The 22,642-nt window shown below is 45.1% G+C and carries 26 protein-coding genes; 13 read left to right on the top strand and 13 right to left on the bottom strand.

The window, feature by feature from the left end:
• The first annotated feature begins 385 nt into the window (after positions 1 to 385).
• Complete coding sequence (gene pncB, locus ABMY42_RS12405) at positions 386 to 1,696, top strand: nicotinate phosphoribosyltransferase (RefSeq protein ID WP_050907971.1); 1,311 nt, start codon at positions 386 to 388, stop codon at positions 1,694 to 1,696.
• A 65-nt stretch (positions 1,697 to 1,761) separates the two neighbouring features.
• Here the strand turns inward: pncB and ABMY42_RS12400 are convergent, their stop codons facing one another.
• Positions 1,762 to 1,944, bottom strand: a complete 183-nt coding sequence (locus ABMY42_RS12400; RefSeq protein ID WP_005452974.1) for a hypothetical protein — start codon at positions 1,942 to 1,944, stop codon at positions 1,762 to 1,764.
• Positions 1,945 to 2,171: 227 nt separating this feature from the next.
• On the opposite strand from ABMY42_RS12400, the gene ABMY42_RS12395 reads away from it, so the two are divergent.
• From ABMY42_RS12395 to ABMY42_RS12385, 3 genes are all read left to right on the top strand, one after another.
• Entirely contained in the window at positions 2,172 to 2,531 is a 360-nt protein-coding gene (locus ABMY42_RS12395; protein ID WP_005452972.1) for a hypothetical protein, read from the top strand.
• A gap of 18 nt (positions 2,532 to 2,549) precedes the next feature.
• Positions 2,550 to 2,897: a GlpM family protein gene (locus ABMY42_RS12390; protein ID WP_005452970.1), complete on the top strand. Its 348-nt coding sequence runs from the start codon at positions 2,550 to 2,552 to the stop codon at positions 2,895 to 2,897.
• 220 nt (positions 2,898 to 3,117) lie between these two features.
• Positions 3,118 to 3,636 (top strand): glycine zipper 2TM domain-containing protein, encoded by a 519-nt coding sequence (locus ABMY42_RS12385; RefSeq protein ID WP_005452967.1) that lies wholly within the window; start codon positions 3,118 to 3,120, stop codon positions 3,634 to 3,636.
• Between the two features lie 81 nt (positions 3,637 to 3,717).
• Here the strand turns inward: ABMY42_RS12385 and ABMY42_RS12380 are convergent, their stop codons facing one another.
• The gene (locus ABMY42_RS12380; protein ID WP_026000272.1) at positions 3,718 to 4,809 is read right to left on the bottom strand and encodes a transporter substrate-binding domain-containing protein; all 1,092 of its coding nucleotides are present in this window, start codon (positions 4,807 to 4,809) and stop codon (positions 3,718 to 3,720) included.
• Positions 4,810 to 5,104: 295 nt separating this feature from the next.
• Here ABMY42_RS12380 and ABMY42_RS12375 point away from each other — a divergent pair, with 295 nt between their 5' ends.
• Positions 5,105 to 5,764, top strand: coding sequence for an alpha/beta hydrolase (locus ABMY42_RS12375; protein WP_009697903.1), 660 nt, complete (start codon positions 5,105 to 5,107; stop codon positions 5,762 to 5,764).
• Positions 5,765 to 5,885: 121 nt separating this feature from the next.
• Here ABMY42_RS12375 and ABMY42_RS12370 read toward each other — a convergent pair whose 3' ends face one another.
• Positions 5,886 to 6,791, bottom strand: a complete 906-nt coding sequence (locus ABMY42_RS12370; RefSeq protein WP_009697902.1) for a DMT family transporter — start codon at positions 6,789 to 6,791, stop codon at positions 5,886 to 5,888.
• A gap of 94 nt (positions 6,792 to 6,885) precedes the next feature.
• On the opposite strand from ABMY42_RS12370, the gene ABMY42_RS12365 reads away from it, so the two are divergent.
• Positions 6,886 to 7,770, top strand: a complete 885-nt coding sequence (locus tag ABMY42_RS12365) for a LysR substrate-binding domain-containing protein (protein WP_005452955.1) — start codon at positions 6,886 to 6,888, stop codon at positions 7,768 to 7,770.
• Between the two features lie 76 nt (positions 7,771 to 7,846).
• Positions 7,847 to 8,233, top strand: coding sequence for a universal stress protein (locus ABMY42_RS12360; protein WP_005452953.1), 387 nt, complete (start codon positions 7,847 to 7,849; stop codon positions 8,231 to 8,233).
• A gap of 68 nt (positions 8,234 to 8,301) precedes the next feature.
• On the opposite strand, the gene ABMY42_RS12355 is transcribed toward ABMY42_RS12360, so the two are convergent.
• Positions 8,302 to 9,114, bottom strand: coding sequence for a 5'-methylthioadenosine/S-adenosylhomocysteine nucleosidase (locus ABMY42_RS12355; RefSeq protein ID WP_110416185.1), 813 nt, complete (start codon positions 9,112 to 9,114; stop codon positions 8,302 to 8,304).
• Positions 9,115 to 9,307: 193 nt separating this feature from the next.
• On the bottom strand, positions 9,308 to 9,817 hold the full coding sequence (locus ABMY42_RS12350) for a copper resistance protein NlpE (RefSeq protein WP_349266348.1): 510 nt from the start codon (positions 9,815 to 9,817) through the stop codon (positions 9,308 to 9,310).
• Positions 9,818 to 10,015: 198 nt separating this feature from the next.
• Here ABMY42_RS12350 and ABMY42_RS12345 point away from each other — a divergent pair, with 198 nt between their 5' ends.
• Positions 10,016 to 10,231, top strand: a complete 216-nt coding sequence (locus ABMY42_RS12345) for a hypothetical protein (protein WP_005452947.1) — start codon at positions 10,016 to 10,018, stop codon at positions 10,229 to 10,231.
• A gap of 69 nt (positions 10,232 to 10,300) precedes the next feature.
• Here ABMY42_RS12345 and ABMY42_RS12340 read toward each other — a convergent pair whose 3' ends face one another.
• From ABMY42_RS12340 to ABMY42_RS12330, 3 genes are all read right to left on the bottom strand, one after another.
• Complete coding sequence (locus tag ABMY42_RS12340; RefSeq protein WP_009699542.1) at positions 10,301 to 11,542, bottom strand: glycine betaine/L-proline ABC transporter ATP-binding protein; 1,242 nt, start codon at positions 11,540 to 11,542, stop codon at positions 10,301 to 10,303.
• Positions 11,535 to 12,434 carry a proline/glycine betaine ABC transporter permease gene (locus tag ABMY42_RS12335; RefSeq protein ID WP_005429511.1) on the bottom strand — a complete coding sequence of 300 codons (900 nt, stop codon included), beginning with the start codon at positions 12,432 to 12,434 and terminating at the stop codon, positions 11,535 to 11,537. Before ABMY42_RS12335 ends, ABMY42_RS12340 begins: the two co-directional genes overlap by 8 nt.
• A gap of 88 nt (positions 12,435 to 12,522) precedes the next feature.
• The gene (locus tag ABMY42_RS12330; RefSeq protein ID WP_005452943.1) at positions 12,523 to 13,515 is read right to left on the bottom strand and encodes an ABC transporter substrate-binding protein; all 993 of its coding nucleotides are present in this window, start codon (positions 13,513 to 13,515) and stop codon (positions 12,523 to 12,525) included.
• A gap of 341 nt (positions 13,516 to 13,856) precedes the next feature.
• Here ABMY42_RS12330 and ABMY42_RS12325 point away from each other — a divergent pair, with 341 nt between their 5' ends.
• From ABMY42_RS12325 to ABMY42_RS12310, 4 genes are all read left to right on the top strand, one after another.
• Entirely contained in the window at positions 13,857 to 14,147 is a 291-nt protein-coding gene (locus ABMY42_RS12325; protein WP_005452940.1) for a DUF134 domain-containing protein, read from the top strand.
• On the top strand, positions 14,144 to 14,641 hold the full coding sequence (locus ABMY42_RS12320; RefSeq protein WP_005452938.1) for a NifB/NifX family molybdenum-iron cluster-binding protein: 498 nt from the start codon (positions 14,144 to 14,146) through the stop codon (positions 14,639 to 14,641). Before ABMY42_RS12325 ends, ABMY42_RS12320 begins: the two co-directional genes overlap by 4 nt.
• Positions 14,641 to 14,847, top strand: a complete 207-nt coding sequence (nqrM, locus tag ABMY42_RS12315; protein WP_005452936.1) for a (Na+)-NQR maturation NqrM — start codon at positions 14,641 to 14,643, stop codon at positions 14,845 to 14,847. The genes ABMY42_RS12320 and nqrM overlap by 1 nt, the downstream gene beginning before the upstream one ends.
• Before the next feature lie 102 nt (positions 14,848 to 14,949).
• Positions 14,950 to 15,144 carry a hypothetical protein gene (locus tag ABMY42_RS12310; RefSeq protein ID WP_009697894.1) on the top strand — a complete coding sequence of 65 codons (195 nt, stop codon included), beginning with the start codon at positions 14,950 to 14,952 and terminating at the stop codon, positions 15,142 to 15,144.
• 73 nt (positions 15,145 to 15,217) lie between these two features.
• Here ABMY42_RS12310 and fusA read toward each other — a convergent pair whose 3' ends face one another.
• From fusA to ABMY42_RS12285, 5 genes are all read right to left on the bottom strand, one after another.
• A complete protein-coding gene (gene fusA, locus ABMY42_RS12305) occupies positions 15,218 to 17,242 on the bottom strand; it encodes an elongation factor G (protein ID WP_349266347.1) in 2,025 nt (674 codons plus the stop codon).
• Between the two features lie 309 nt (positions 17,243 to 17,551).
• Positions 17,552 to 18,538, bottom strand: a complete 987-nt coding sequence (gene dgcA / locus ABMY42_RS12300) for an N-acetyl-D-Glu racemase DgcA (RefSeq protein WP_349266346.1) — start codon at positions 18,536 to 18,538, stop codon at positions 17,552 to 17,554.
• 26 nt (positions 18,539 to 18,564) lie between these two features.
• The gene (gene dgcN / locus ABMY42_RS12295; RefSeq protein ID WP_349266345.1) at positions 18,565 to 19,569 is read right to left on the bottom strand and encodes an N-acetyltransferase DgcN; all 1,005 of its coding nucleotides are present in this window, start codon (positions 19,567 to 19,569) and stop codon (positions 18,565 to 18,567) included.
• A 179-nt stretch (positions 19,570 to 19,748) separates the two neighbouring features.
• A complete protein-coding gene (locus ABMY42_RS12290) occupies positions 19,749 to 20,633 on the bottom strand; it encodes a LysR family transcriptional regulator (RefSeq protein WP_269987131.1) in 885 nt (294 codons plus the stop codon).
• A gap of 171 nt (positions 20,634 to 20,804) precedes the next feature.
• A complete protein-coding gene (locus ABMY42_RS12285) occupies positions 20,805 to 21,908 on the bottom strand; it encodes a mechanosensitive ion channel family protein (RefSeq protein WP_009703553.1) in 1,104 nt (367 codons plus the stop codon).
• A gap of 349 nt (positions 21,909 to 22,257) precedes the next feature.
• Between ABMY42_RS12285 and ABMY42_RS12280 the strand changes: the two genes are divergently transcribed.
• Positions 22,258 to 22,605 (top strand): helix-turn-helix transcriptional regulator, encoded by a 348-nt coding sequence (locus ABMY42_RS12280; protein ID WP_005452917.1) that lies wholly within the window; start codon positions 22,258 to 22,260, stop codon positions 22,603 to 22,605.
• Positions 22,606 to 22,642 lie beyond the last annotated feature (37 nt).

The following is a 22,642-nucleotide window of genomic DNA, read 5'->3' as shown; positions in this document are numbered from 1 at the left end:
GGTCCTGAGAATAATTTGTAAGTAATCTAGCGCATAACAAGTAGTCAATCAATGGGTAAGTAACCGATTGTTAGAAACGTGTTCATTGTTGTCTAGCGTTCCTCTTTAAGCAAAGGTGTGCTTATCTGCTCAGGTTATCCACAATAACTGTCCGAATTTTGTGCGTAAAAACCTTATAAAAATGAGTGGTTAGTAACAAAAGTTGACAAACCCTAAGTGGGTGTTTATTGTTTACGCAATTAAGTTAGTAACAACAAGTTATATACCCAAGTTTGCCTTGTTGAGAACTTTTCCCCAACTTTGTCGGGAAAACAATAAGATGCGGTTTGTACCGTGCTGAGGGAATTTGGGTATAAACGAAAAAGGGCGTGTAGAAGGGCTCCGAATGACCACCAATTTATTTTCGTCTCGCATCATCCAAAGTGCGTTAGATTTTGACGTATACAAAGTGAACATGATGAGTGCTGTTGCAGCGCTTTATCCCGATGCGATGGTGTCTTATAAATTCATCGTGCGCAGTGAAGAAGACCTATCTGAATTGCTGCCAGAGGTGAAAGCTGAAGTACTTAAACTGCAAGATATCACCTTCTCTGCAGAAGAAATTGAGTACATGAAAGGTGTTGCGCCTTATCTAAGTCCTGAGTTTGTTGATGCACTGCATGCGTTTCGTTTTAACCCTCAACGCGATGTTTCTTTCAATACGAAAACCATGGCTGATGGCACAAGCCAATTACGCATTACCATCAATGGTCTTTGGAAAGAAACCATTCTTTACGAAACCATCATCATGAGTATTGTGTCCGAAGTGCGTAGCCGTGCACGTTGGACAGAGATCCCAGTCGAGCAGTTCCAATCGGTTTTAGAAGAGAAGGTTCGTCTCCTTAAAGCAGAGCTGAAACGTCGTAATATCACCAACTTTAAGTTTGCTGATATGTCGACTCGTCGTCGTTTCTCGTTCCAAGCTCAGCGATCAATGTTGCAGTATCTGAGCGAAGAGTTGCCTGACAGCCTCACTGGAACCAGTAACTACCATTTGGCGAAAGAGCTCGATCTCACGCCAATCGGTACAGTGGCGCACGAATGGTTTATGGGGCACCAAGCGCTCGTGAATGTCCGTGATTCACAAAAGGTAGCTCTGCAGCGTTGGCAAAAGATGTTTAATGGCGCGTTAGGCATTGCATTAACGGACACCATTGGTATTGATGCGTTCTTAAAAGACTTTGATGAAGAGCTCAGTAATGCTTATGTGGGAGTGCGTCATGATAGTGGCTGCCCTTACACATGGGGCGAAAAGATGATTATGCATTATCAATCGCTTGGCATCGATCCAATGACGAAAACCTTGGTGTTTACCGATGGTTTGAACTTCGATCAAGCGCTAGATATTTGTGAGCACTTCCAAGGTCGTGTTCAAGTGAGTTTTGGCATTGGTACGTCGCTTGCGAACGATATGGGTGATTACGTGAACGCACAAGGTGTTGCGTACAAACCTTTGTCTATCGTTATTAAAATGGTGTCATGCAACGGCTCACCTGTTGCGAAAATCAGCGATGAGCCAGAGAAAGCGATGTGCGAAGACATCTTCTTTTTGATGAATTTGAAGCGTCGTTTTGAGCAGCCGCTTGATCTCGATGAGTGTCGCGTACTGATCGATCGCCTAGAAAACGAAGGCGATAACTACCTTATTGACGCGTAGTCCGGTAAGAACGGTGTTTATCGGCGGTAAAGTTGAAATACTGAGAAAAGGGTGGTGCAGAATCATCACTCTTTTTGACTGTCGCACACTTCGTTGTACTTGATTTCACACAGTGCGCCACACTTCGTTCGATATGGGAGCCTCTTACTGCCTGTATTCGCTCGTATTCTTTTAACAATAAGCCCTTCTAAGTTGGCACTCTTTAAGTGCTTTTCACGAACCTTCTTCCAATAGTCATCAAAAGCCATACGTCACCTTATTGTTGTCGTTATTTTTATAAATATGACGCCATTCTATGCAACAGAAGTCGTTTTATATTGTCAGAAAAATCCTAAAATTCGTTAAGGAAAAGGCGAATTGTTGTAAAGCTCTCGTTTCTTGATTTTTATCTTCTATGGTTTCGACAAATTAAAATCGGCAAACCGAGAAGGCGATTTGGTTATAGTACAAACAAAGGTCAACTCGGGAATGAGCGATGAATTTGGTTGTGCATTTACAGAAAAAAGCGATTAACAAACACGGTTATGAGTGGGCAACGCGCCAAGCATGGAAGTGCGGAATAAAAGCGAACCTTGTTAAACGTGTAATTGGCATTTTTAAAGGGCAAATCGTCTGTGTGGTTGAAGGATGCCGCGCTGAATTGTCGACACCAATCAATAACCCTTTGCATGATGATGAAAAGCAAGGTCGCTACGTTTTCGTGGGTGGCATCTTCTGGGAGCCAAACAACGTCATTGCTCCAGGTTTTCCTGACTTTATGTTTATGCACTTACGCAGTCTAAGCCATCGTCATAAATATCTGACAGATGATGAGCTGTTTTTGAGTTTAGCTTAGACGGTTTGATAGATATTGATGACCAGTCTTTTTCTCAAGTCGTTACTCGGTGCGGTGGCAGTACTCGTCATTGCCATGCTCTCTAAATCAAAAAGCTTCTATATTGCAGGTTTGGTGCCTTTGTTTCCGACCTTCGCATTGATTGCGCACTTTATTGTGGGCAGCGAGCGAGATATGGAGGCACTGCGCCAAACCGCACTGTTCGGTATCTACTCTCTAATACCTTATGCGGCGTATCTGATCTCCGTCTTTTACTTTAGCTACCGCTTGAGCTTGGTGGGTACACTGACAGCCGCGACGCTGGTTTGGGTCATGTTTGCATCGATTTTGCTCGCCTTTTGGACTCGATGGATGGTGGTTGCTTAAAGTTTACTCAATCTGACTTAGTAGTTGCTGGGCGATTCATAGTCAGCATTGATGTGATCTGGCTCCGATTGACCTTTTCAAGATTACCTCCTGACATTCCGTTTATAAAACGCCGTTTTTTAACCTGCTAATGACCTCGGGCTTGTTTTTACCTGATGTGAATTCCAGTTCACGATTTACTATACCGCCAATCAAAGATAACTGTACTGGGAAGTAATCCATGAATATGAAATCTATCGCAATCGCGACGGCAGTGGTTGCTGTACTGGCAGGCTGTAAAGACAAAACGCCACCTGCACCAACTGAAGCAAACATTACGCTTGTTGAAGCGGTAACTGAAACCGTGAAGAACCCACATCAAGTGTGTAAAGATGTTGTAGTGACGCACCAAGTTGCACCTAAAGACAACAACAAGATCCTTGGCACGGTTGGCGGTGCGGCGGCGGGTGCTGCATTAGGTAACCAAATCGGTGGTGGTTCAGGTAAAGTGATTGCAACGGCGGCAGGAACAATTGCCGGTGCAATGGCAGGGCGTGAAATTCAAGACAATGTGCAGAAGGGCGATGTTGTGACTTCAACAGAGAAACAATGCCACACTGAATACACCACTTCAGAAAAAGTAGTAGGTTACGATGTCACTTATGAAGTTGCAGGTGCACCAACGACTGTGCGCATGAAGAGCAAACCTGCAGGCAAAACTTTCCCAATTCAAGATGGTAAAGTGGTTCTACCGCAATAATCGCCAACTAGATTGAATACATAAGCCCATTTGTTCATTGAACTTAAGGGCTTTTTTCGTTTTAGAAGATAGTGGTGAATACTACTTGTCTGCGAAATAGTCGACCAACGTTTTACGCCACTTTCGTGATTCACGGATTTGTAACAGCGCGCGGTTAATCTCTTCCTCATAACGGTTGTTCTCTGTGATGATGAAGCCGTAGTTCTGTTTTTCTAGTTGGTACGGCAACACTTCTAAATCCTCAAATTGTCCAGATAGTCTGCTACTGCCAATCATGTATTTGAGCACAACATCATCCGCGACAATCGCCTCGACTTCACCTTTGTCTAAGGCAGTTAAAAGCGCCGTCATGTCTGCATAGTCTTTGTGGCGAATGCCAAAGCTAGTGAGTAACAAGGAAGAGGTGGTGGCCGTTTTGGTACCGACTTCAACATTGGCAAGATCATTGATACCTTTGATTTGTGAATAACCTTGGCTAAGGGTGAGTTTGCTAGCCAAAACTGCAGTAATACTGGCGATAAAAAGCATGCTGAAAACACCAATGAATACCGTCACAATTCGCCCAGTTAAGCTTTTAAATTCAAAGTAGTTAAACGGTCCTCGGGTAATAAACAGCAAGCCAAGAATAAAGCTTTCAACCCAGCGACCGCTTCTGTTTTTCATTGAATATAGCTTTTCGTTTTTCCCTTCTTCTAACGCATAGAAAAATGCTCCGACTAAGCCAGCTACCAATATGATGGCACCAACGATGAGCCACAAAGCCGGGTTCAAAAATATAGATTGCAAGGTATGCAGATAGCCTTGGTTTTTTACCGCAATCGCGAGATGGGTTTCGTAGAAAGAATGAGAAAAATCAGCGAACAGTTCGCGTTCTGGAGTGATGGAAATACATGAAACACCTATATCTATTTGTTCTGTTTCTATCGCGTTGAGTAGATCGTCTAAAGGTTGGTTTTCAAAACGAAACTCGACGTTCATTTCTTTGGCAATTTGCTCCCATAATTCAATGCTGAGACCGTTCAAATCACTGTCAACAGAACCAATAACAAAAGGAGGACATGGGTAAGTCCCGACCTTAAGCGGAGAAGCGTTAGAGGAACTAGTCAGTAAAGAAAGAAGCAAACATGTTGTAATTACAAGGAATTGAAGTGTGGTTTTCAAACCAATTTGCATGCGCAGACCCTCAAAAAAGTGGCAGCGCTGAATTGAATCAAGAGCGATTTCTTGCACAAAAAAGCCCGAGTGTTGAGAGTTTCCGAGAGGTAATGATGAATTCAATGCTGCCTTAATTTTGTTATTTACTGTTTTAACTATAGCAGGCAACGCTTCATTGAATTTCAAGTTCGATGACGTTAACAGCGAGACGAGCGTTGGGAGAGTCTGTAAGCGTATGTAAGCATCGATAGAAGAGGCTGTTTTTTTGTTTAAAATTTGTCTATTTATTGAATGATGTTTTATTGGAGTAGTGATGAAGAAACAAACATTGACGATGATTATTTTGATTGCGTTGACAGGCTGTGGTATCGAAGGACAAAGCCATTCTTCTACTCCAGCTAATGCACCTAATTTGTTTGTATCACAATGTGGAGATCAACTGTTTCCAGATGAACCTAGTCTGTCCTTTGCAGTTAAGGGGGATGTGGCAGAATTACAAGGGGTCGTTTGTAAAGGGTCACCTGCTGCATTTGAACGTATGATGAAAAAGCACCCAGAGATTAAACTACTTAAGTTTATTAGTATTGATGGCTCTGCTGATGATGATGCAAACCTAGAGCTCGCTTACCAAGTACGTGCAAGCCATTTAGATTCTTACATTGCTGCTGATGGAGAAATAGCCTCTGGTGGTACAGATTTGTTTGTAGCTGGCGTGAATAGAACGATAGAAAGTGGGGCGACGATCGGAGTGCATTCTTGGGGAGCTGGGGATGACGTTGCCACAGACTTTCCTGTTGGTCACGAATATCATCAGCCATACATTGATTACTACAGAAAAATGGGATTACCCGACCCAGAAGGCTTTTACTACTTCACTATAAACGCAGCATCGGCTGACAATATCTACAATATGAATGAGCGAGAAATCACGCTGTACGGGCTAGGTAAGATCACCTCTTCTACAAGTAATTAACGACAACGACAATTCGGGTGTTGTATTGATGTCTGCGCATAGAGTGAGTTTCAGAAGCGAGCACGAATATCGGATACTAAAATACAAAAGCCGAGCGATGAACGCTCGGCTTTTTAAATACTTACGCTGCAGGGGCTCGGTGATGTTGCTCTTCTGCGAGTTTGGCGGCTTGCGCTTGTTTTTGTTTGCGGCGTTCTCGTTTTGATAGCCAAATCAGAGGCACGACAATCATTACTGTACCAATTGCCATAAAAATATCTGGCACTTCACCGAACCAAATCAAACCAACGATCACGGCACCAATCAAGCCGCTGTATTCTGCGCTAGCAATTTTGTTGCTATCGATAGAGCGATAAGCCAACACGCAGGTTGCTGCATAAATCATGATGAATAAGCTTGAACCTGCCGCTACAGGGAATGAGCTCCAATCCCATGCTTCGCCCTCGATAAACACCAACAAGAGTGATACAGGCATACCGGCTAGATTCGTCATCAAAAGTGTGTGTGGTACGGATTGGTTCTTCGGTAACTTCCGAATTAGCAGGTTGTTGATCGCCAAAGTGACTGCGACAACCAATGCCGATAGCGCCGCCCAATCAATCTGATCAGGACGAATAATCACAAGCACGCCTGCAAAGCCCATCACTGCCGCTGCAATAGATTGTGCAGAAAGTTTCTCTCCAAAGAAGATCGCTGCCAGTGGCAACATGATTAAAGGTGCGGCATAGAAGATCGCATTCGCGGTCGCGAGTGGCATTGATGAGATGGCAAACACCATAAAAATCGCACCAGTTAACCAAACGTGCGCACGAACCGCATGCCATTTAAAGCCTTCCATTAATGGGGCTTGTTTAGTGAGTAGGTACACGGGTAATAACATCATCACAGCTGACAATTGTCGGTAAAACACAAACTGAAAAACCGGCACCTCATTACCGACGCTTTTGATCAAAGCGTCTGAGAGCACCGCAATTAGGTTACCAACAATTAATAGCAGCATGGCTGCGCCGACAGATGTGACTTTCACGTTATTCCTCTCCTCATTCTTTGCCAAAGAGTAGGTGATGTCATAGGATGAAGTGAAATGATATTTATTAGTTTAAGTATGAGATTTTTAGATAATGAAATTGCCACCTCTTAGAGCGGTTCACTGTTTCGAATCCGTTGCTCGTAATTTGAGCTTTTCCCTTGCAGCAGAGGAGCTCAACGTGACGCAAAGTGCGGTGAGTCATCAGATTCGTATATTAGAAGACTACCTTGGTGAAGCCCTGTTTATTCGTCAGGGGCGTAAGTTATCGCTCTCGGATACTGGCTTTCGTTATCTTGAAGATATCAGTCCTGCTATTAGTGCCATTGCGATGGCGAGTCAAAAAGTGCGTGAAGGCGAAAAGGGCAGTCTACGCTTGGCAATTTACAGCTCGCTGGCGGTGAAATGGTTAATCCCACGATTGGCGGACTTCAAGCGTCAGCATCCGGAAATTGATCTTACGCTCAACATGGTTGCTGGAGATCCAGAACAAACCGACAGCGTTGGTGACTGTTTTATCACAGTGCAGAAGCCTAAGCGTAATTACATGGCTGTGCGTTTATATGATGAGACTTTGTATCCGGTATGTAGCCTCAATATCTGGAAAGAAATTCAAGACCAACCAATGCCGAATGCACTCTGGCACTATCCGATTCTTTCGACTGATTCTATCTATCGTGAGCGCGGTAAAGATTGGTCAGAGTGGTGCAAAGCCGGTGGGTTTGAGTTGCCAAAAGATATTGATATGCAGCACTTCAGTCACATGCTGCTGGCTATCGAAGCTGCTCGCTATGACCAAGGCATTACGTTTGCCAATGACTTTATGTTGAATGAACGGGATAAGGCTCAAGACTTGGTTTATATCCCCTCTCACGGCTTAGAAACTGGGGATAGCTTTTACTTTGTACATAAGAAGAATCGTGCTCGCCAGCCTGAAATCATCAAGTTGACTAACTGGCTTAAACAGCAGTGCTTATAGCGCAGATTGTGTGATTGCTTCGTGGTATTCCTTGTGATGCTAGACTTAATTTAGGCAGGTCAGTTGGGAGAGTATCATGAGCTACGCGCACATTTTGGTGGCAGTTGATTTATCAGATTCGAGTCGAGTAGTGATCGACAAAGCTATTGCGATGGCAAGAGATGCAAACAGTAAGGTGTCTTTTGTTTTTGTTGATCACGATAGGGTCGCGCTGGAATCGAAGGACGAGCAAAAGCTAATGCAAGAACTTGATGCTTTAGCTAAGCAGAGTGATTATCCAATTAGCGAGACCATGGTGGTGGTGGGGGATCTACATATTAAGTTGGCTGGTATAGCGAAGGAAAATGACATCGATTTGGTGGTGTGTGGTCACCATCATAAGTTTATGAGCCGCTTGTTCTCTTCTATTCCCAAGCTCGCCAATGCTATTGAGGCAGACTTGCTCGTCGCATATTTGGACTGAGCCCTCACTCAAGATTACAAAGTAAAAGGGAGGCTTTGCTAAGCCTCCCTTTATGATTCTAAAAGCGACTATTGCTTTTTGATCAGCGCTTTAATCACATCAATCGTGTATAGCTGACAATCGACCGCGGTTTGCGGATCGAAGTCTTGCTTGTGTTGATCTGTGTTCGAAAGTATACGGATACCAACGAAAGGCACTTGGTAAGCTTGAGCAACCAATGCCGCAGAGGAAGTCTCCATTTCTTCAACAGACGTACCGTATGTTTCATGGAACCAGTTGATACGATCCACTTCGCGGTTCCATTCGTCCGCTGAGCCAATCAAGCCTCTCACGACTTTGCCTTTTTTGTATTCTTCAGACAAAGAAAGAGCGGTTTCAACCAGTGCCGGATCCGCTTTGAATTGTTTGTGTTCAACAAACTCGCCGTTTTCACGTAGACGCATGGTTACGTCGAAGTTCTGCCACTTCGTTGGGTCGATGCCTTTGCCTTTTTCGGTAAACTCAGACTTGTAAGCGCCCATGTTGAAACTCGCTTCGCCAACCACAATGTCACCGCGGTATAACTTAGGATCGTGACCACCAGATGTACCTTGGTTGATAATATACTTTGGATTGAAGTGTTCAATCGCAATAGTGGTAGAGGCTGCAGCGTTCGCCAAGCCAACTTCGGTACGAGAAACCACGACTGGATAGCCATCTATATCACCTTGCCAGAAGGTCCAAGAACCAATGGTGGTTTGTTTGGCATCATCCAATGCTTCAACTAGGGTGCTGGTTTCAATATCCATCGCACCTTGCACAAGGATTGGTTGAGTTTGAGCGAAAACAGAGAAAGAAAGTACTGCAGGAAAAAGTGCAGCGAAACGTTTAAAGATTTGCATACGACATACTTACAAATGAGAAAGATGGCGAAATCTACCAATGGCAATCGTTTGCGTCAATTGGTTGAATTGTTATTTTTCTTAATAAATGAAAATTCTTGATTGTCGTTCTAAATAACAAGAATGAAAAAATCCGAGCGGGGGAGGCTCGGATTTGGTCTTTATCAGGACTAGATTAAATGGTTATACCGTATTAAGGCATCTTGCTCAGGTTGTAAAATGAAGCCAGTTCGCCAGTCGCTTTTTCGCCGTTCATATCCAACTTCATTAGCATGTTTTCACCAACGAAGTACTGGTTTGGACCAGACTCATCAACCAATGTAATGGTGTTGCCTGATTCATTCCAAGTGAACTTACCTTCTGATTTGATTGGCTCGCCTTCTTTGCCTTCATACAGCTCTACTAATGTATAAGTGCCGTCTTCGTTAAGGGTTAACGTTGTATCGATACCCGCGCAATCTGCACAAGGAAGTTTGCCTTTGTAAATGCCGTTCCAATCCAACGAATTTTGCGCATTGTGACCAGAATCTACAAAGGTATCTGTCGTGATCATTTGCTCTTCTTCAATCGGTGTTGCATCAACGGTGCTTTCAACTTCTGAGGCCTGAGGAATGTCAACCGCAGTTGTCTCTGCTGGTTTCTCATCCTGACAGCCTGCTAGAATAACGACCGCACCAGTGAGTGCTAATAGTGTCTTTTTCATTTTATTCCTCTCTAAATCAACAAGTTGATATACCAAAGTAATCTCGTTGCATGTATGCTAAGGTCACTTAGGTATACCGTGATAATAATAGACTTGTTTCCTAAACCTGCGTCAGAACAAAGCAAACCATTGAACGGCCTCTGTAAGAAAAAATCTTTAACGTCAGTGATTTGCAAATAAAAGGGATAGGAGAAGAAAATGGAAGAATTGGTTACAGTCGTTCTTCGAGCAATTGTTCGTTCTATTATTATAGAAATTTTCCTGTGGAGATTGAGTTATTGCACCGGTTATATCGGGCTGTCGATTATTACTTTAGGCAAGCGTCCGCACAAACCAATGTCGAAAGCGATGCGAATACGCATCAGCTATTTTGGTATTTTTCTGTTGGTTGTGTTCCTTGTGTTTATGTTTTGACTTTCGTAGCGCAATTTTTAAACCGCCACCAGATAAAAAAGGCTCATCAGATGATGAGCCTTTTGCGTATTAGGATGCTTTATCCATTGCGGGTGGTGTTTTGACCTCCTTTGACGGAGACTCCTCTTCGGTATTATCAGTAAAGATTTCAGCCACGGCGCTACGTTCTAGTTCACCTTGCAGATTACCTTCGTCATCCACAACCGGCAGTGAGTAGTCACAAGACATGGTGTCTGGAAGTACTTCTTCAATTACGGAATCAGGAGAGACAACAGGCACTTCTTCGTAGATCTCTTCTGCCAGCTCTTGTGCTGCATCGGTTTTCGCAGCATCTAGCAAGCTCTCTTTGGTAACCACTCCTTGATAGCCATCATCGGTCACGTGGTACGCGTAGTCTTGTTTCACGCGTTTCATCTCAACAAGGGCCTCTTCAATGGTTGTCGCTGCAATGCGATACGCTGGTGGCTGCATCACGGTTTCAACCGTCAGAGCGCGTGCTCGGTTTACGTCCTTCACGAAGGCCTCTACATATTCATCGGCAGGGTGTAGCAGAATCTCGTCTGGAGAGCCTTGTTGTACTAACTCGCCATCTTTCAAAATAGCGATACGGTCACCCAAGCGAAGCGCTTCATCCAAATCGTGAGTGATAAAGATAATGGTCTTATGTAGCTTCTCTTGCAGTTCAATCAGCTGATCTTGCATCTCGCTACGGATCAGAGGGTCGAGTGCCGAGAACGCTTCATCCATCAATAGGATCTCAGCGTCAGTCGCCAGTGCACGAGCCAAGCCTACACGTTGTTGCTGACCACCAGAAAGCTGCGCAGGGTATTGGTTCTCGTAACCTTTCAGACCAACTGTCTCCAACCATTCATTGGCTTTCGCAAGGCGCGCTTCTTTTTTGATGCCTTGGATTTCCAAGCCGTAAGCTACGTTGTCAACCACAGTACGATGGGGCAAAAGACCGAAGCGTTGAAATACCATCGACATTTTATGGCGGCGAAACTCTTCTAGCTCTTTTGATGACAGCTGCATTACGTCGACGCCTTCAACTAAGATTTGCCCCATGGTTGGGTCAATTAAACGGTTGAAGTGGCGAATCATGGTCGACTTACCAGAGCCAGATAGCCCCATAATAACGAAGATTTCGCCTTTGTTAATTTGCAGATTGATGTCTTTTAAACCAACGGTATGACCCGTATCAGCCAGAATTTGGTCTTTGCTCTGGCCTTGTTTTACTCGCTCAATCACTGTTTTTGGCTTTGGTCCGAAGATCTTATACAGCCCGCTAATTTCAATAAGTGGCTTAGTCATGTTTCAGATCTCCTAAGTGTGCTTGGGTTCGCTTCGCGTAAGCTTGCGACGCTCGGTCAAACAGAATCGCCAGTGCCACAATTGCTAGCCCGTTAAGCAGACCAAGGGTGAAATACTGGTTGGTGATTGATTTTAATACTGGCTGACCTAAGCCTTTAACGCCAATCATAGAAGCGATAACAACCATAGAAAGTGCCATCATGATGGTTTGGTTGATACCAGCCATAATGGTTGGCATTGCCAAAGGTAATTGTACGCCGACTAAGCGTTGCTTGTTACTTGCACCAAAGGCGGTGGCGGCTTCAAGAACTTCCTTATCTACGAGTCGAATGCCTAAGTTGGTTAAACGAATGACTGGTGGAATCGCGTAGATCACAACAGCAATCAAACCTGGGATCTTACCGATACCAAGGAGCATAACGACCGGAATCAGATAGACGAACGCGGGCATGGTTTGCATCACGTCGAGCAGTGGCGTCACGACGGATTGCACGCGATTGGAGCGTGCCATGGCAATACCGATAGGAATGCCGAGCGCAATGGCGAGCATGGTACACACCGTGATGATGCTGAGCGTCCGCATCGTGTCTTCCCACATGCCAAAGTACCCAATCAGGATTAATGACACGAAACACGCGACAGCCAGTTTCCACGATCGGCTTGCGGCATAAACCAACGCGGTACATACACCAAGGATGATCATCCATGGTGTAGAAATGAGGAGTTTTTCGAACCAAACGAGAAATGAGAGAAGAGGATCGAAGAATGATTCAATAAGGTCGCCGTATTCGCGAGAGAAATCGCGGTAGGCACCATCTAAGGTTTTGCGGATAGCTCTGAGATCTGAGCGATCCATTTCTGGGAATTCGCTAAGCCAATTCGAGTCAGACATGTTTACTTCCTTTTCTTGCCGAGACCCAAGTGAGCCTCGGCATACAACAATTTTGGTATTCCTATACCATTTACGAAACGTCTAAGTCTTACAGTGCACCTTGCACTTTTTTAGCTACGTCTTGAGGAACCCATGCGGTCCAGATCTGTGGGTAGTTTTCTAGGAAATGGAACATGGTTTCTTCACCGTCCGCTTGGTTGTCTTCCATCCAAGCCAGCAATTGGTTCATGTCTGCATTGGTGAAACCACGTTTAGTGAAGTAGTTGTATGCAGCCGGAGAGCGTGAAGCAAACTCTTCAGTCGTAATGGTGTGAACCGGTGAAGGTGGGTACATGGTTGGTTTTGGATTTTCGCAATCAGCTTGTGTCGTACAGCTGACAAATTCTTTCTCATCAACGCCGCTACCGAAATCCACTTTCACCATATCGTACTTACCGAGAACTGCAGTTGGTGCCCAGTAGTAACCAAACCAGGCTTCTTCACGTTCGTAGGCTTTTGCTATTGAGCCAGACAGACCTGCACTTGACCCTGGGTCGATAATATCAAAGCCTGATCCGGCAAGGTCCATCGCTTTGAAAAGGTTACCGGCGCTGATTTGACAGTTCCAACCAGCTGGGCAGCTGTAAAATGCCGATTTTGCTTTGTCTTCTGGATGAGAGAACAGCTTCGCGTGTTTTTTCACACCTTCGATGGTTTTCATTTCAGGGTATTGTTTAACAAGGTAGGCAGGGATCCAGAAACCTTCTTCACCGCCATCGACGAGTGCTTTACCAGCATAGCGTAGGCGCTTTTCTTCAACACCTTTATCTAGTGCATCTTTAAGGCTGTTACTCCAAAGCTCTGGTGCCACATCGGGCTGTCCTTTTTCGATCATTGAGGTGCCAGTTGGCATGGTGTCGCCAGGGATGAGTTCGGCATCACAGCCGTAGCCGTGCTCAAGAATAAAACGGTCCACGTTGGCAATCAGTGTTGCAGAGTTCCAGTTCATATCTGCAATGGTAACCGTTCCACACTCACTTGCGTTTGCGTTGGTCGCTGCTAGCGCACCAATCGCTAGTAGTAAGGGAGTTTTGTACGTCATATTGAGTTTCCTTTCTCTAAATTGCTCACTTAGGGTAACTAATTAATCATTAGTGTTCAAACTAATGTGTTAGGTGAATTATAGCTTTGTTTATTAATGAGCGTGAAAGTGTTGGTGAATTTTTGATGAAAATAGCCACAGAAATGAAAGGTTTTTTATCGACTCATGTCAATGAATCGTATGGTGGTTTGTATGTACTGTTGCATTATTATTAGATGTCTAACGAATATTTCGCTATGAATACGATTTTTGCAAACTAAGATATTGGCATATGCTAAAAACTATAATTGGCATATGCCATAAACGAGCGTAAGGTTAAGGCGTTTTGTAGAGAGGATGTGATGGCGAGACCAAAAATAGAAAGACGCATATGTGGACGTGCAGCACACCATTGTTTTAAGCCCAATGGCGTACCGTTTTATGAGCTGGAGAAAGTCAACATATTGCCAGAAGAACTAGAGGCATTGCGATTAGCCGATCTGGAAGGATTGAGCCAGCAGCAAGCTGCCGACCAAATGGGAGTCTCTCGCCAGACCTTTGGTAATACGGTTAAAAGCGCGCGTTTTAAAGTCGCGAAAAGCCTAGTTGAGGGTCATGCACTTGTTTTTCCTGACCAGGAGTCAAACTCATGATTTACGCTATTCCGAATGACGGCGAACGCGTCGCCAATCATTTTGTTAAAGCCCCATACATTGCGATTTATTCCGACACGGAAGGGCTGTTGAAAAACCTAGCTAATATTGCTTCTATGCCACAAGCTGGCTGTAAAGCAAAATCTCAACTTATTCAATCTTTGCAAGAATATCATGTGGATGCAGTGTTGGTTCGCAACATTGGGGAACGTGCGCTTGGTAAGCTTTTGAGTAGTGGTAAACAAGTCTTTAAGCTATCGACTCGCAGCTCACTGGATGATGTAATGGGTGTGCCTCGATCGCCATTAACGGTTGCGACGCAAGGTCGCCCTTCGACCAATCACGTCAAAAAAGGTGGTTGCGGTGGCTGTGGTAGCAAAAAAGCGCCTTCGCTATTGATCAATCCTCAATCTCAATCAAAAAACACACTCATGACGTTGCGCCCAACTAAACTTAAAGCATTGGTTTCTTCTTACGTGAAAGAGGTGAAGTAATGGTTTGGTTGTTCACTTTTCTTGGGTTCTTAGCCATCATTTTGTTGATGTCACTGGGTGTGATCTTTCACAATAAACGCATTCAAGGCAGTTGCGGTGGCTTGAATAACGTCGGCGTTGACAAAGTGTGTAACTGTGAGACTACTTGCGCAGAGAATGAACGCCGCCTCTATCAGATCCAAGAGCCAAGTTCGAAAGGTCAATAGATCCTAATATTGTCTAGAAGATCAAATTTTTAATGATGAGTTTTTGCGCATTTTTTGTTCAGTTCTACGATTAAGATTCGTCTTAATAAAAGGAGAACCAAAATGGCATTTATGAAGCAGGATATCCCAAACCGTGTAACGGTGTACCATGACAATGTCGATCAGGAACAAGAACTCAAGAATGCGATGTTGCCAGAGAAGCCACGCTATTTTAACGGTTCTCCTACCTATAAAGCCGACAGTGTTGAACAGTTCCAATCCAAGCTTGAACATATTGGTATGTCGTTAGACAAATAGACCTCAACTGAATACAACAACGCCCTCAAGTTTTGAGGGCGTTTTTTGTTAGTGAGGTTAAACGTATTAAGCCTTAGCTTTGCTGCGTCGCTTCGTTGCAGACCTGTTTTTGCACAGCTGGTGGCGCTGGTTCGTAGTGGCTGAGTGTCATGTTAAAGCTACCTTCACCGCCAGTAATTGAGCGCAGACGACGAGCATAATCTTGCAGTTCGTTGACTGGAGACTTGGCTCTTAACATGGTGAAGTTTGCGTCGATAGGCTCTGTTCCTTCAATTAGCCCGCGATTACCGGATAAGTCGCCGGATACATCACCCACATTCGCGGTTGGAATATGAAGCTCCATTTGCACAATCGGTTCGAGCACTATCGGGTCCGCATTGTTGATCGCATCTAAGAAGGCTTTCTTACCTGCGATGACAAACGCGATTTCTTTCGAGTCAACCGAGTGGTATTTACCATCGTAAACGGTCACTTCGACATCTTTGATTGGGTTACCAGAAATCGCCCCTTCTTCCAATGCCTGAACAATGCCTTTTTCCACTGCTGGGATGAGTGCAGTAGGAATCGCGCCGCCAACCACTTTATTAATGAACTTGAAGCCCGCACCGCGTTCGAGTGGGCGTACTTTTAATTGCACCTCACCAAATTGACCCGCGCCGCCGCTTTGTTTCTTATGACGATAGTGGCCTTCTGCTGGTTTGGTTATGGTCTCAAAGTATTCGACGCTTGGCTGGCTGGTTTCCACTTCCAGTTTGTAGACTGCAGACATTTTCTCAAGCGCTACTTTGAGGTGGAATTCACCCTGACCGCTGATGATGGTTTCATTGGTGCGTGCACGATGTTCGATTCGAAGAGAAGGATCTTCACTGGCAATTTTATTCAGTACATCCCCAAGTTTTTGCTCGTCGCCACGCTTAACGGGTTTTAGGCACAGCGAGTACATCGAATCTGGGAAGTTGAGGGTTTTGAGTTGCACGCCATCTTCTTCATGAGAGTCATGAACAATGGAATCAAATTCCAACTCATCCACTTTGGCGAGCACACAGAAATCGCCGGCAAGCGCCCTTGGGATCTCCGTTCTGTCTTTGCCTTGCAACTGGTAAAGATGACCAACTTTGAACGCTTTGTTGCTTTCACCAATGTAGAGTTGGCTGCCTGCGTTGATTTCACCTTGGTAAACACGCAAATAGGCGAGTTTACCCATGTAAGGATCGACGCTGATCTTGTACACATGCGCCACGCTGTGCTCAAGTGCTTCACAGTTTACTTTTACCTTCTTGCCGTTTTTCTCCAACAGCGGTGGGTTGCCTTCATTTGGCATCGGCATGATTTCCGCTAGGGTTCTCAGCAGTAGTTCTACCCCCGCGCCTGTTTTGGATGACACAAAGCAGATTGGAATTACGTGTCCGGTTCTCAATGCTTCTTCAAACGGATCATGCAGCTGTTCTGCTGTCAGTTCTGAGCCTTGTTCGAGATACAGTTCCATCAGCTCTTCATCGACTTCAATCACTTGGTCTATCAAGGTTTCATGCGCTTCTTCGACTTTGGCGAGCAAGGTGTCGCGTTCGATCTCTGGTTCGAAATAGCAATCCACCACCGATTGAGCATCGGCTGAAGGTAAGTTGATTGGTAAGCAATTATCACCAAAGTGTTCGATGATATTTTCCATCACGGCTTCAAGTTGGTTGCCGTGATTGTCGAGCTTGTTGATGATGATCATCTGGCACTTTTGCTGCTCTTTAGCAAAGGCGAACAAGCGGTCAGAAGTTTGGTTGATGGGCATTTGTGGGTCGATGATCAACGCAGAAGTTTCAACGGCAGGGAACACGCTGAGTGTGCGCCCGAGTAATTCACTTTGTCCGGGAGTGTCGATGATATTGAGGCGGTGTTTGTTCCAACTGAGGGCGACTGGTGTGGCTTCGATACTGTGTTGATATTGGATGGATTGTTGGTCGAAATCGGTCACCGTATCGCCTTTTTCCACACACCCTAAATGGCTAGTGGCTTGGCAGGTGTAGAGCAGTTTTTCTATCAGTGTGGTTTTGCCGGTACCCGTTTGACCGACAAAGGCGACGTTGCGGATCTTATTGATAGGCATAGAGCCTCCTTGCAAATGACGTGCGAAACCGAGTAAGCCGTTATCGGCAAATCAACGGTTCCAAAGCAAACCTGATATCAGGTACGAACTGCATTGGAGTAGGGCGGGTTTACCGCCTGTTCGTCTTCCATGTCATTTTTCGGATGACTCTATACATACAACCACCACCTTGCTGAAAAAGCGCATTAGAGGTTACTACCGTGTTAGCATGCCGTAATAACCTCGTAATTTATGTGACTTATTTCATGCTGATGGTGATTGTTTTTTAATCTAGGTCATGAAATCGGTGATGGGGTTATCATCGCTTCTTTACAGAACGATTTCTCCTTCTCGATATACCAAAGCAGGCTCAATATCCTGACCCAGTAAAATCGGACCATCTAAATCAACCACTTTCGATTGGACCGCGATGGGTAGCGCTGCACGCATCGCCAATGAAGTGCCTAACATGCAACCGGACATCAAGGTAAAACCAAGATGTTTCGCTTCTTCTGCAAGCAATAAGGCTTCGGTAAGACCACCCGTCTTGTCGAGTTTGATGTTGACCATTTCGTATTTGCCTACCAATTCATGCAATTGTTGGCGTGTATGGCAACTTTCATCGGCACAAAGTGGAATTGGGTGCGAAATGTCTTTTAGCTTGTCATCGTCATTCGAGGGTAAAGGCTGCTCAATCATCGCAATATTCAGTGGCGCTAGCGCGGCAAAGGTGGTGTCTAAGTCCAGTTCTTGCCATGCTTCGTTCGCATCCAGCACGATCATCGCATCGCCTGCCGCTTCACGAACAGCGCGAACGCGTTCAATCACTTGTTCGCCATCGAGCTTCACTTTAAGTAGTTTTGCGCCTTGTTCGATGTAACTACGGGTCTGGTTTGCCATTGCCTCTGACGTGTTAATCGACACGGTCATCGCAGTAACAATCGATGTTGGCAATTCAAATAGATCTTGGGCATGTTGCTTGCCTGCGAGTTTGGCTTGTAAGTTCCACATCGCGCAGTCGAGCGCATTACGTGCCGCACCGGCAGGGAGAAGAGTTTGTAGTTTTTCTCTGAGGGAGACTATGTTCGCGTCACCTTTGGCAAACAAACCTTGCAGTTCATGAGCGGCTTGAGAAATGGCTTTGATCACCGATTTCACCGACTCGCCGTAACGAGGGTAAGGCGTACATTCACCTTGGGCACTGATGCCACTTTGTTCTACGGTTACGCGCACCACGTGACATTCAGTTCTGCTGCCACGGGATATACGAAAAGGCGTCGCCATCGCAATGGTGACGGGCTCTACATGGATTTTCATCGCATCTACAATCCTTAAATCGCAACTTAAATCGCAATAATCTGTTGAGCAATTTGCTCTACGCCAAAACGCACAGGATCGGTTACGGACACTTGGTATTTCTCCGTCCATTCTTGGCAAAGCTGTGCGGCATCATCTTCACTGATTGCAGAGGTATTCAAGCAGATTCCAACAAGTTGTGTGTCAGGGTTTGTTAAACGTGCTGCTTGTAAATTTGCCTCGATGGTTTGTTCAATCGTTGGCAATTTCGCATGGGGAAGGTTGCGAATGTGTGGGCGACCGATCTCGTGACACAATACCAAAGCGTCCGCTTGTGCGCCGTGAAGCAAGCCTAAACTCACGCCCGCAAAAGAAGGATTGAACAACGAGCCTTGTCCTTCAATGATGTCCCATTCATGGTCTGTGAACTCAGGGCTGATGGCTTCCACCGCACCAGAGATAAAGTCCGCGACAACAGCATCAATCGAAATACCACTGCCCGCGACTAAGATGCCCGTTTGACCTGTGGCTTTGAACTCAGCGTGACAACCAGATTGCTGTAAAGCTTTCTCAATCGCGAGGGCAGAGAACATCTTGCCAACCGAGCAGTCGGTGCCAACCGTTAGTAAGCGTTTCCCCGAGCGCGCTTTACCATTACCCACTTTGAGCGAGGCATCGTAATGGCGTACATCGTGTAACTTGGCTAAGCCACGTTGTTGTAAGTCATCTAAAGGAGCGAATTCAGAAAGACGTTGGTGCATACCTGAGGCGATTTCAAACCCCATTTCCGCCGCTTCTAGTAACGTCGCTTGCCATGATTCAGGAATAACACCACCAGGGTTTGCTGTGCCGATGACGAGCGTTTTTGCGCCTTGCTGCTGAGCCTGTTGCAGCGTCATATCGGTTAAACCTAACGAAACGGTTTCTGACGTAAGACAAAGCTGCCCTAAGCAAATCTCTGGGCGCCATTGATGGATACCGCGCGCAGTTTTTGCGGCTAATGGATCGGTGACGTCACCAAGAAAAAGTAAGTAAGGTTGAGCAATTTGCATGATGGTTCCCTCTGTCATTCTGTATGTTTTTAAACAGTACGTTTTCAAACAAGACGTTTTTAACCAATACGTTCAAGTAATGGCGTTTTCAAACAATGTAGCCAGTTTGAAGAGGGAAGCCGAATGCCTATTTATTGTGCGTCTATAACTTGAGGTTATAGGGTAAGGTGAGTGCTAACTTACTGATTCACATGTTGCTTAAGTGAATCAATAAAAAGCTTGGTCGAAATGGATTGCGGTGTATGTTCCGCAAACATGATAGAGATTGAAAATGACAGCGCAGGAGAAAGTGAGCGCACGCTTACCGATTCATCATCTTGATACTGTTTTGCTGTCCATGGATCGACAATCGCAAAGCCGGCATGGTGTTTGACCAGTTCAGCAGCAGCGGCGTAACTGCGTACTGTGATTGCGTGGTGATAATGTTCGTCGCGTGCCGAGAGTGTTTGATGAAGCAACAAACCGAGTGGGTCTCGACTGTCCAAGCCGATGATTGGCAATTCGTGCTGAATCAAATCATCAAACGACATTGTGTCTTCGGTCGAACTGAGTGCCAATTTAGGCGCAATCAGGACAAGTTGCTGCTTGAGTAAAACCTCACTCAAAATTGCGGGTGGGGCTTCTTCACCAAAGGCAATCGCCACATCCAATTCGTGTTTAAGTAAGCCTGAGCAAAGTTCATCGCGGTTTGCCGTTAATAGCTCAAATGAGATGCCTTGCTGCTTAGACAAGGTCGCAATGGTTGGAGCAAGCAATTGGGAAGCTAAGACAGGCGGCGCTCCAACTCTCAAGTGCTGAGTGCCTTGTTTCACCTTATTGGTGAGAGAGCGAAATTGCCCAAGCTGTTGGTAGACTTTCTCTGCTTCTGGCAGTAGGGCTTTGGCTTCTTGGGTTGGTACTAAGCGACCTTTGACACGCTCAAACAGGGCAAAGCTAAGTTGTTGCTCCGTATGGGCAAGTACCCGAGTGACATTGGGTTGCGATACATGCAATAAGCGCGCGGCACCAGAAACGGTTCCGGTTTGCATGATGGCGTAAAAGACTTCCAATTGTCTTAAATTCACTGCGCTGTCCTGTTCATTCGTTTGAGCTTGAAGCTAGCTTATCCAATTCCTACGCTTTTTAACAATAGTTGCTCGAACTTGTCCTATAGATAAAAAGAAAGCCCCAGCATAACGTCCGGGGCTTGGTCCTTATTTGATAAGCCATCGTTAGATGATGGCAGTCTGCAATCGCTAGTAGCCTTGATCTTCTTGCGCTTGTGCTTTCGCCATTTGAATTGGATCGAGTTTGAGCGTTTGAGTTGGGAATGCGATGTCCGCTTCGTGTTCTTTAATGATCGCCATTACTTGCAGTAACACATCTTGCTTCACTTCATGGTAACGCACCCAGTTCACCGTTTTAGTGAAGGTGTAAATGAAGAAGTTTAGTGAGGAAGCTCCAAACGAATCAAAGTTCACAATCAGAGTTTGGCGCGTATCAATATCTTTGTGGTTTTGTAGCATTTCACGTACTGCATCGATGATGACGGGTACTTTTTCTGCATCATCATAACGTAATCCTATCGTTTCAAAGATGCGTCTATTTAGCATGCGCGATGGGTTTTCTACGACGATATTGCTGAACACTGAGTTTGGTACATAGAGCGGTCTTTTATCGAAAGTACGGATACTGGTCATGCGCCATCCAATACGTTCAACAGTGCCTTCGATTTTACGATCTGGCGAGCGAATCCAATCGCCAACTTTAAATGGGCGATCGAAGTAAATCATTAAGCCGCCAAAGAAGTTGGACAGTAAGTCTTTTGCTGCTAAACCGACAATCAAACCACCGACGCCACCAAAGGTTAGCAAACCAGAAAGGCTAAGCCCGAATGCTTGCATGACGGTAAGCACACCAATCACGATGAAGAACAGGCGCGCGACTTTGGCGATCGCTTGCACCGTGGTTTCATCACGAGTTTTCTGTTCCAGTACATAGTCTTCAACATTAGTGATAAGACGCATCACTATCCAAACTAATATGCTGATCACTAGGATGAGTTTGAGTGTGCTAAGCCAGTTGAACTCGTTGCCTAACTCACTTTGCAAAACAATGCCGATTGATACCGTAGCGGGCCAACACCAAATGAGTGTGCTGACGGGGGTTTTTAACGCTTCTAATAAAAGGTCATCCCAATGGAAGGGGGTTTTCTCTACAAGAATCGCGAGGCGCGAATGCAAGACACGCCAAGCAATCCAAGCAAAGAAGCTGGCTATCGTGATAAATAAAACGCTGCTGCTCCAATCTTGGTGGTTAGCCATGACGTAAGTTTGAAGTTCTGTAAACCACTGTGGCATAAGTAAAGTTTCTTTTTATAGAACAATGGGGGAAAGGTAGCAGAATTTACCAATTCGCCCTAGAAAAATGATGAGGCGGAACGAAAGTGACAAAGTCTCGTTGTGTTGTAACAGGGATGTTTTGCTGTTTACATTGCCATTAATGACTTTTATATTAATTCAAGATGATGATAGGTATGACGAAATGTAAAGTATGAGTAAATCAACCTATGAGATGTGATAGAACTCGTAGATTGAAAGATAAGCACTACCATACGAACCATCAATTGTAGGTTCTTTGACTCATCGCTAACATTTATCACATTTAAATATGAGACTTTAAGGTCACTTTGAAATGCGGAGATGAACCATGGAATTTACAGAGCTAGACCGAAATGCGCTCTACGACATTTGGATGTCGCAAAAAGCAAAAATGCACCTTACCCAAATGGAGATGGCAAAACGTCTAGGTTTAAGTCTACATGAGTTCTCTTCGTTGTTACGCGGTAACGCACCGTTGACTTTGGGCTTTGTTAAGCAGTTATGTGAGCAATTGCACGTTCGTCCCGGACAAGTTATCCCATCAATGACCGAACGCGATGTATCGGGTTCTGGTTCGGTTTACTTACAAAACAGAGTGACTGTAGACGGCGACATTCGTAACGTTTTTATTGAAGGCAACCAAGTGGTGATTGAATACGAACATCACGTCCGCTAATTCAAATTTCTAAAAAAAGCGAGCTCATTGAGCTCGC

The sequence above is a fragment of the Vibrio sp. SSH13-20 genome, assembly GCF_040104475.1.
GTDB lineage: Bacteria > Pseudomonadota > Gammaproteobacteria > Enterobacterales > Vibrionaceae > Vibrio > Vibrio harveyi.
The sequence above is the reverse complement of the archived record's forward strand: the minus strand, read 5'-3'. Positions and strand labels throughout refer to the sequence as shown.

Coding starts and splice junctions, on each gene's coding strand:
- ABMY42_RS12340 (WP_009699542.1), bottom strand. CDS start 11,542: ATGACTAAGCCACTTATTGAAATTAGCGGGCTGTATAAGATCTTCGGA.
- ABMY42_RS12325 (WP_005452940.1), top strand. CDS start 13,857: ATGGCGAGACCAAAAATAGAAAGACGCATATGTGGACGTGCAGCACAC.
- ABMY42_RS12345 (WP_005452947.1), top strand. CDS start 10,016: ATGGAAGAATTGGTTACAGTCGTTCTTCGAGCAATTGTTCGTTCTATT.
- ABMY42_RS12360 (WP_005452953.1), top strand. CDS start 7,847: ATGAGCTACGCGCACATTTTGGTGGCAGTTGATTTATCAGATTCGAGT.
- dgcN (WP_349266345.1), bottom strand. CDS start 19,569: ATGCAAATTGCTCAACCTTACTTACTTTTTCTTGGTGACGTCACCGAT.
- ABMY42_RS12355 (WP_110416185.1), bottom strand. CDS start 9,114: ATGCAAATCTTTAAACGTTTCGCTGCACTTTTTCCTGCAGTACTTTCT.
- ABMY42_RS12395 (WP_005452972.1), top strand. CDS start 2,172: ATGAATTTGGTTGTGCATTTACAGAAAAAAGCGATTAACAAACACGGT.
- ABMY42_RS12320 (WP_005452938.1), top strand. CDS start 14,144: ATGATTTACGCTATTCCGAATGACGGCGAACGCGTCGCCAATCATTTT.
- fusA (WP_349266347.1), bottom strand. CDS start 17,242: ATGCCTATCAATAAGATCCGCAACGTCGCCTTTGTCGGTCAAACGGGT.
- dgcA (WP_349266346.1), bottom strand. CDS start 18,538: ATGAAAATCCATGTAGAGCCCGTCACCATTGCGATGGCGACGCCTTTT.
- ABMY42_RS12310 (WP_009697894.1), top strand. CDS start 14,950: ATGGCATTTATGAAGCAGGATATCCCAAACCGTGTAACGGTGTACCAT.
- ABMY42_RS12385 (WP_005452967.1), top strand. CDS start 3,118: ATGAATATGAAATCTATCGCAATCGCGACGGCAGTGGTTGCTGTACTG.
- ABMY42_RS12280 (WP_005452917.1), top strand. CDS start 22,258: ATGGAATTTACAGAGCTAGACCGAAATGCGCTCTACGACATTTGGATG.
- ABMY42_RS12335 (WP_005429511.1), bottom strand. CDS start 12,434: ATGTCTGACTCGAATTGGCTTAGCGAATTCCCAGAAATGGATCGCTCA.
- nqrM (WP_005452936.1), top strand. CDS start 14,641: ATGGTTTGGTTGTTCACTTTTCTTGGGTTCTTAGCCATCATTTTGTTG.
- ABMY42_RS12365 (WP_005452955.1), top strand. CDS start 6,886: ATGAAATTGCCACCTCTTAGAGCGGTTCACTGTTTCGAATCCGTTGCT.
- ABMY42_RS12380 (WP_026000272.1), bottom strand. CDS start 4,809: ATGCAAATTGGTTTGAAAACCACACTTCAATTCCTTGTAATTACAACA.
- ABMY42_RS12285 (WP_009703553.1), bottom strand. CDS start 21,908: ATGCCACAGTGGTTTACAGAACTTCAAACTTACGTCATGGCTAACCAC.
- pncB (WP_050907971.1), top strand. CDS start 386: ATGACCACCAATTTATTTTCGTCTCGCATCATCCAAAGTGCGTTAGAT.
- ABMY42_RS12400 (WP_005452974.1), bottom strand. CDS start 1,944: ATGGCTTTTGATGACTATTGGAAGAAGGTTCGTGAAAAGCACTTAAAG.
- ABMY42_RS12375 (WP_009697903.1), top strand. CDS start 5,105: ATGAAGAAACAAACATTGACGATGATTATTTTGATTGCGTTGACAGGC.
- ABMY42_RS12390 (WP_005452970.1), top strand. CDS start 2,550: ATGACCAGTCTTTTTCTCAAGTCGTTACTCGGTGCGGTGGCAGTACTC.
- ABMY42_RS12330 (WP_005452943.1), bottom strand. CDS start 13,515: ATGACGTACAAAACTCCCTTACTACTAGCGATTGGTGCGCTAGCAGCG.
- ABMY42_RS12350 (WP_349266348.1), bottom strand. CDS start 9,817: ATGAAAAAGACACTATTAGCACTCACTGGTGCGGTCGTTATTCTAGCA.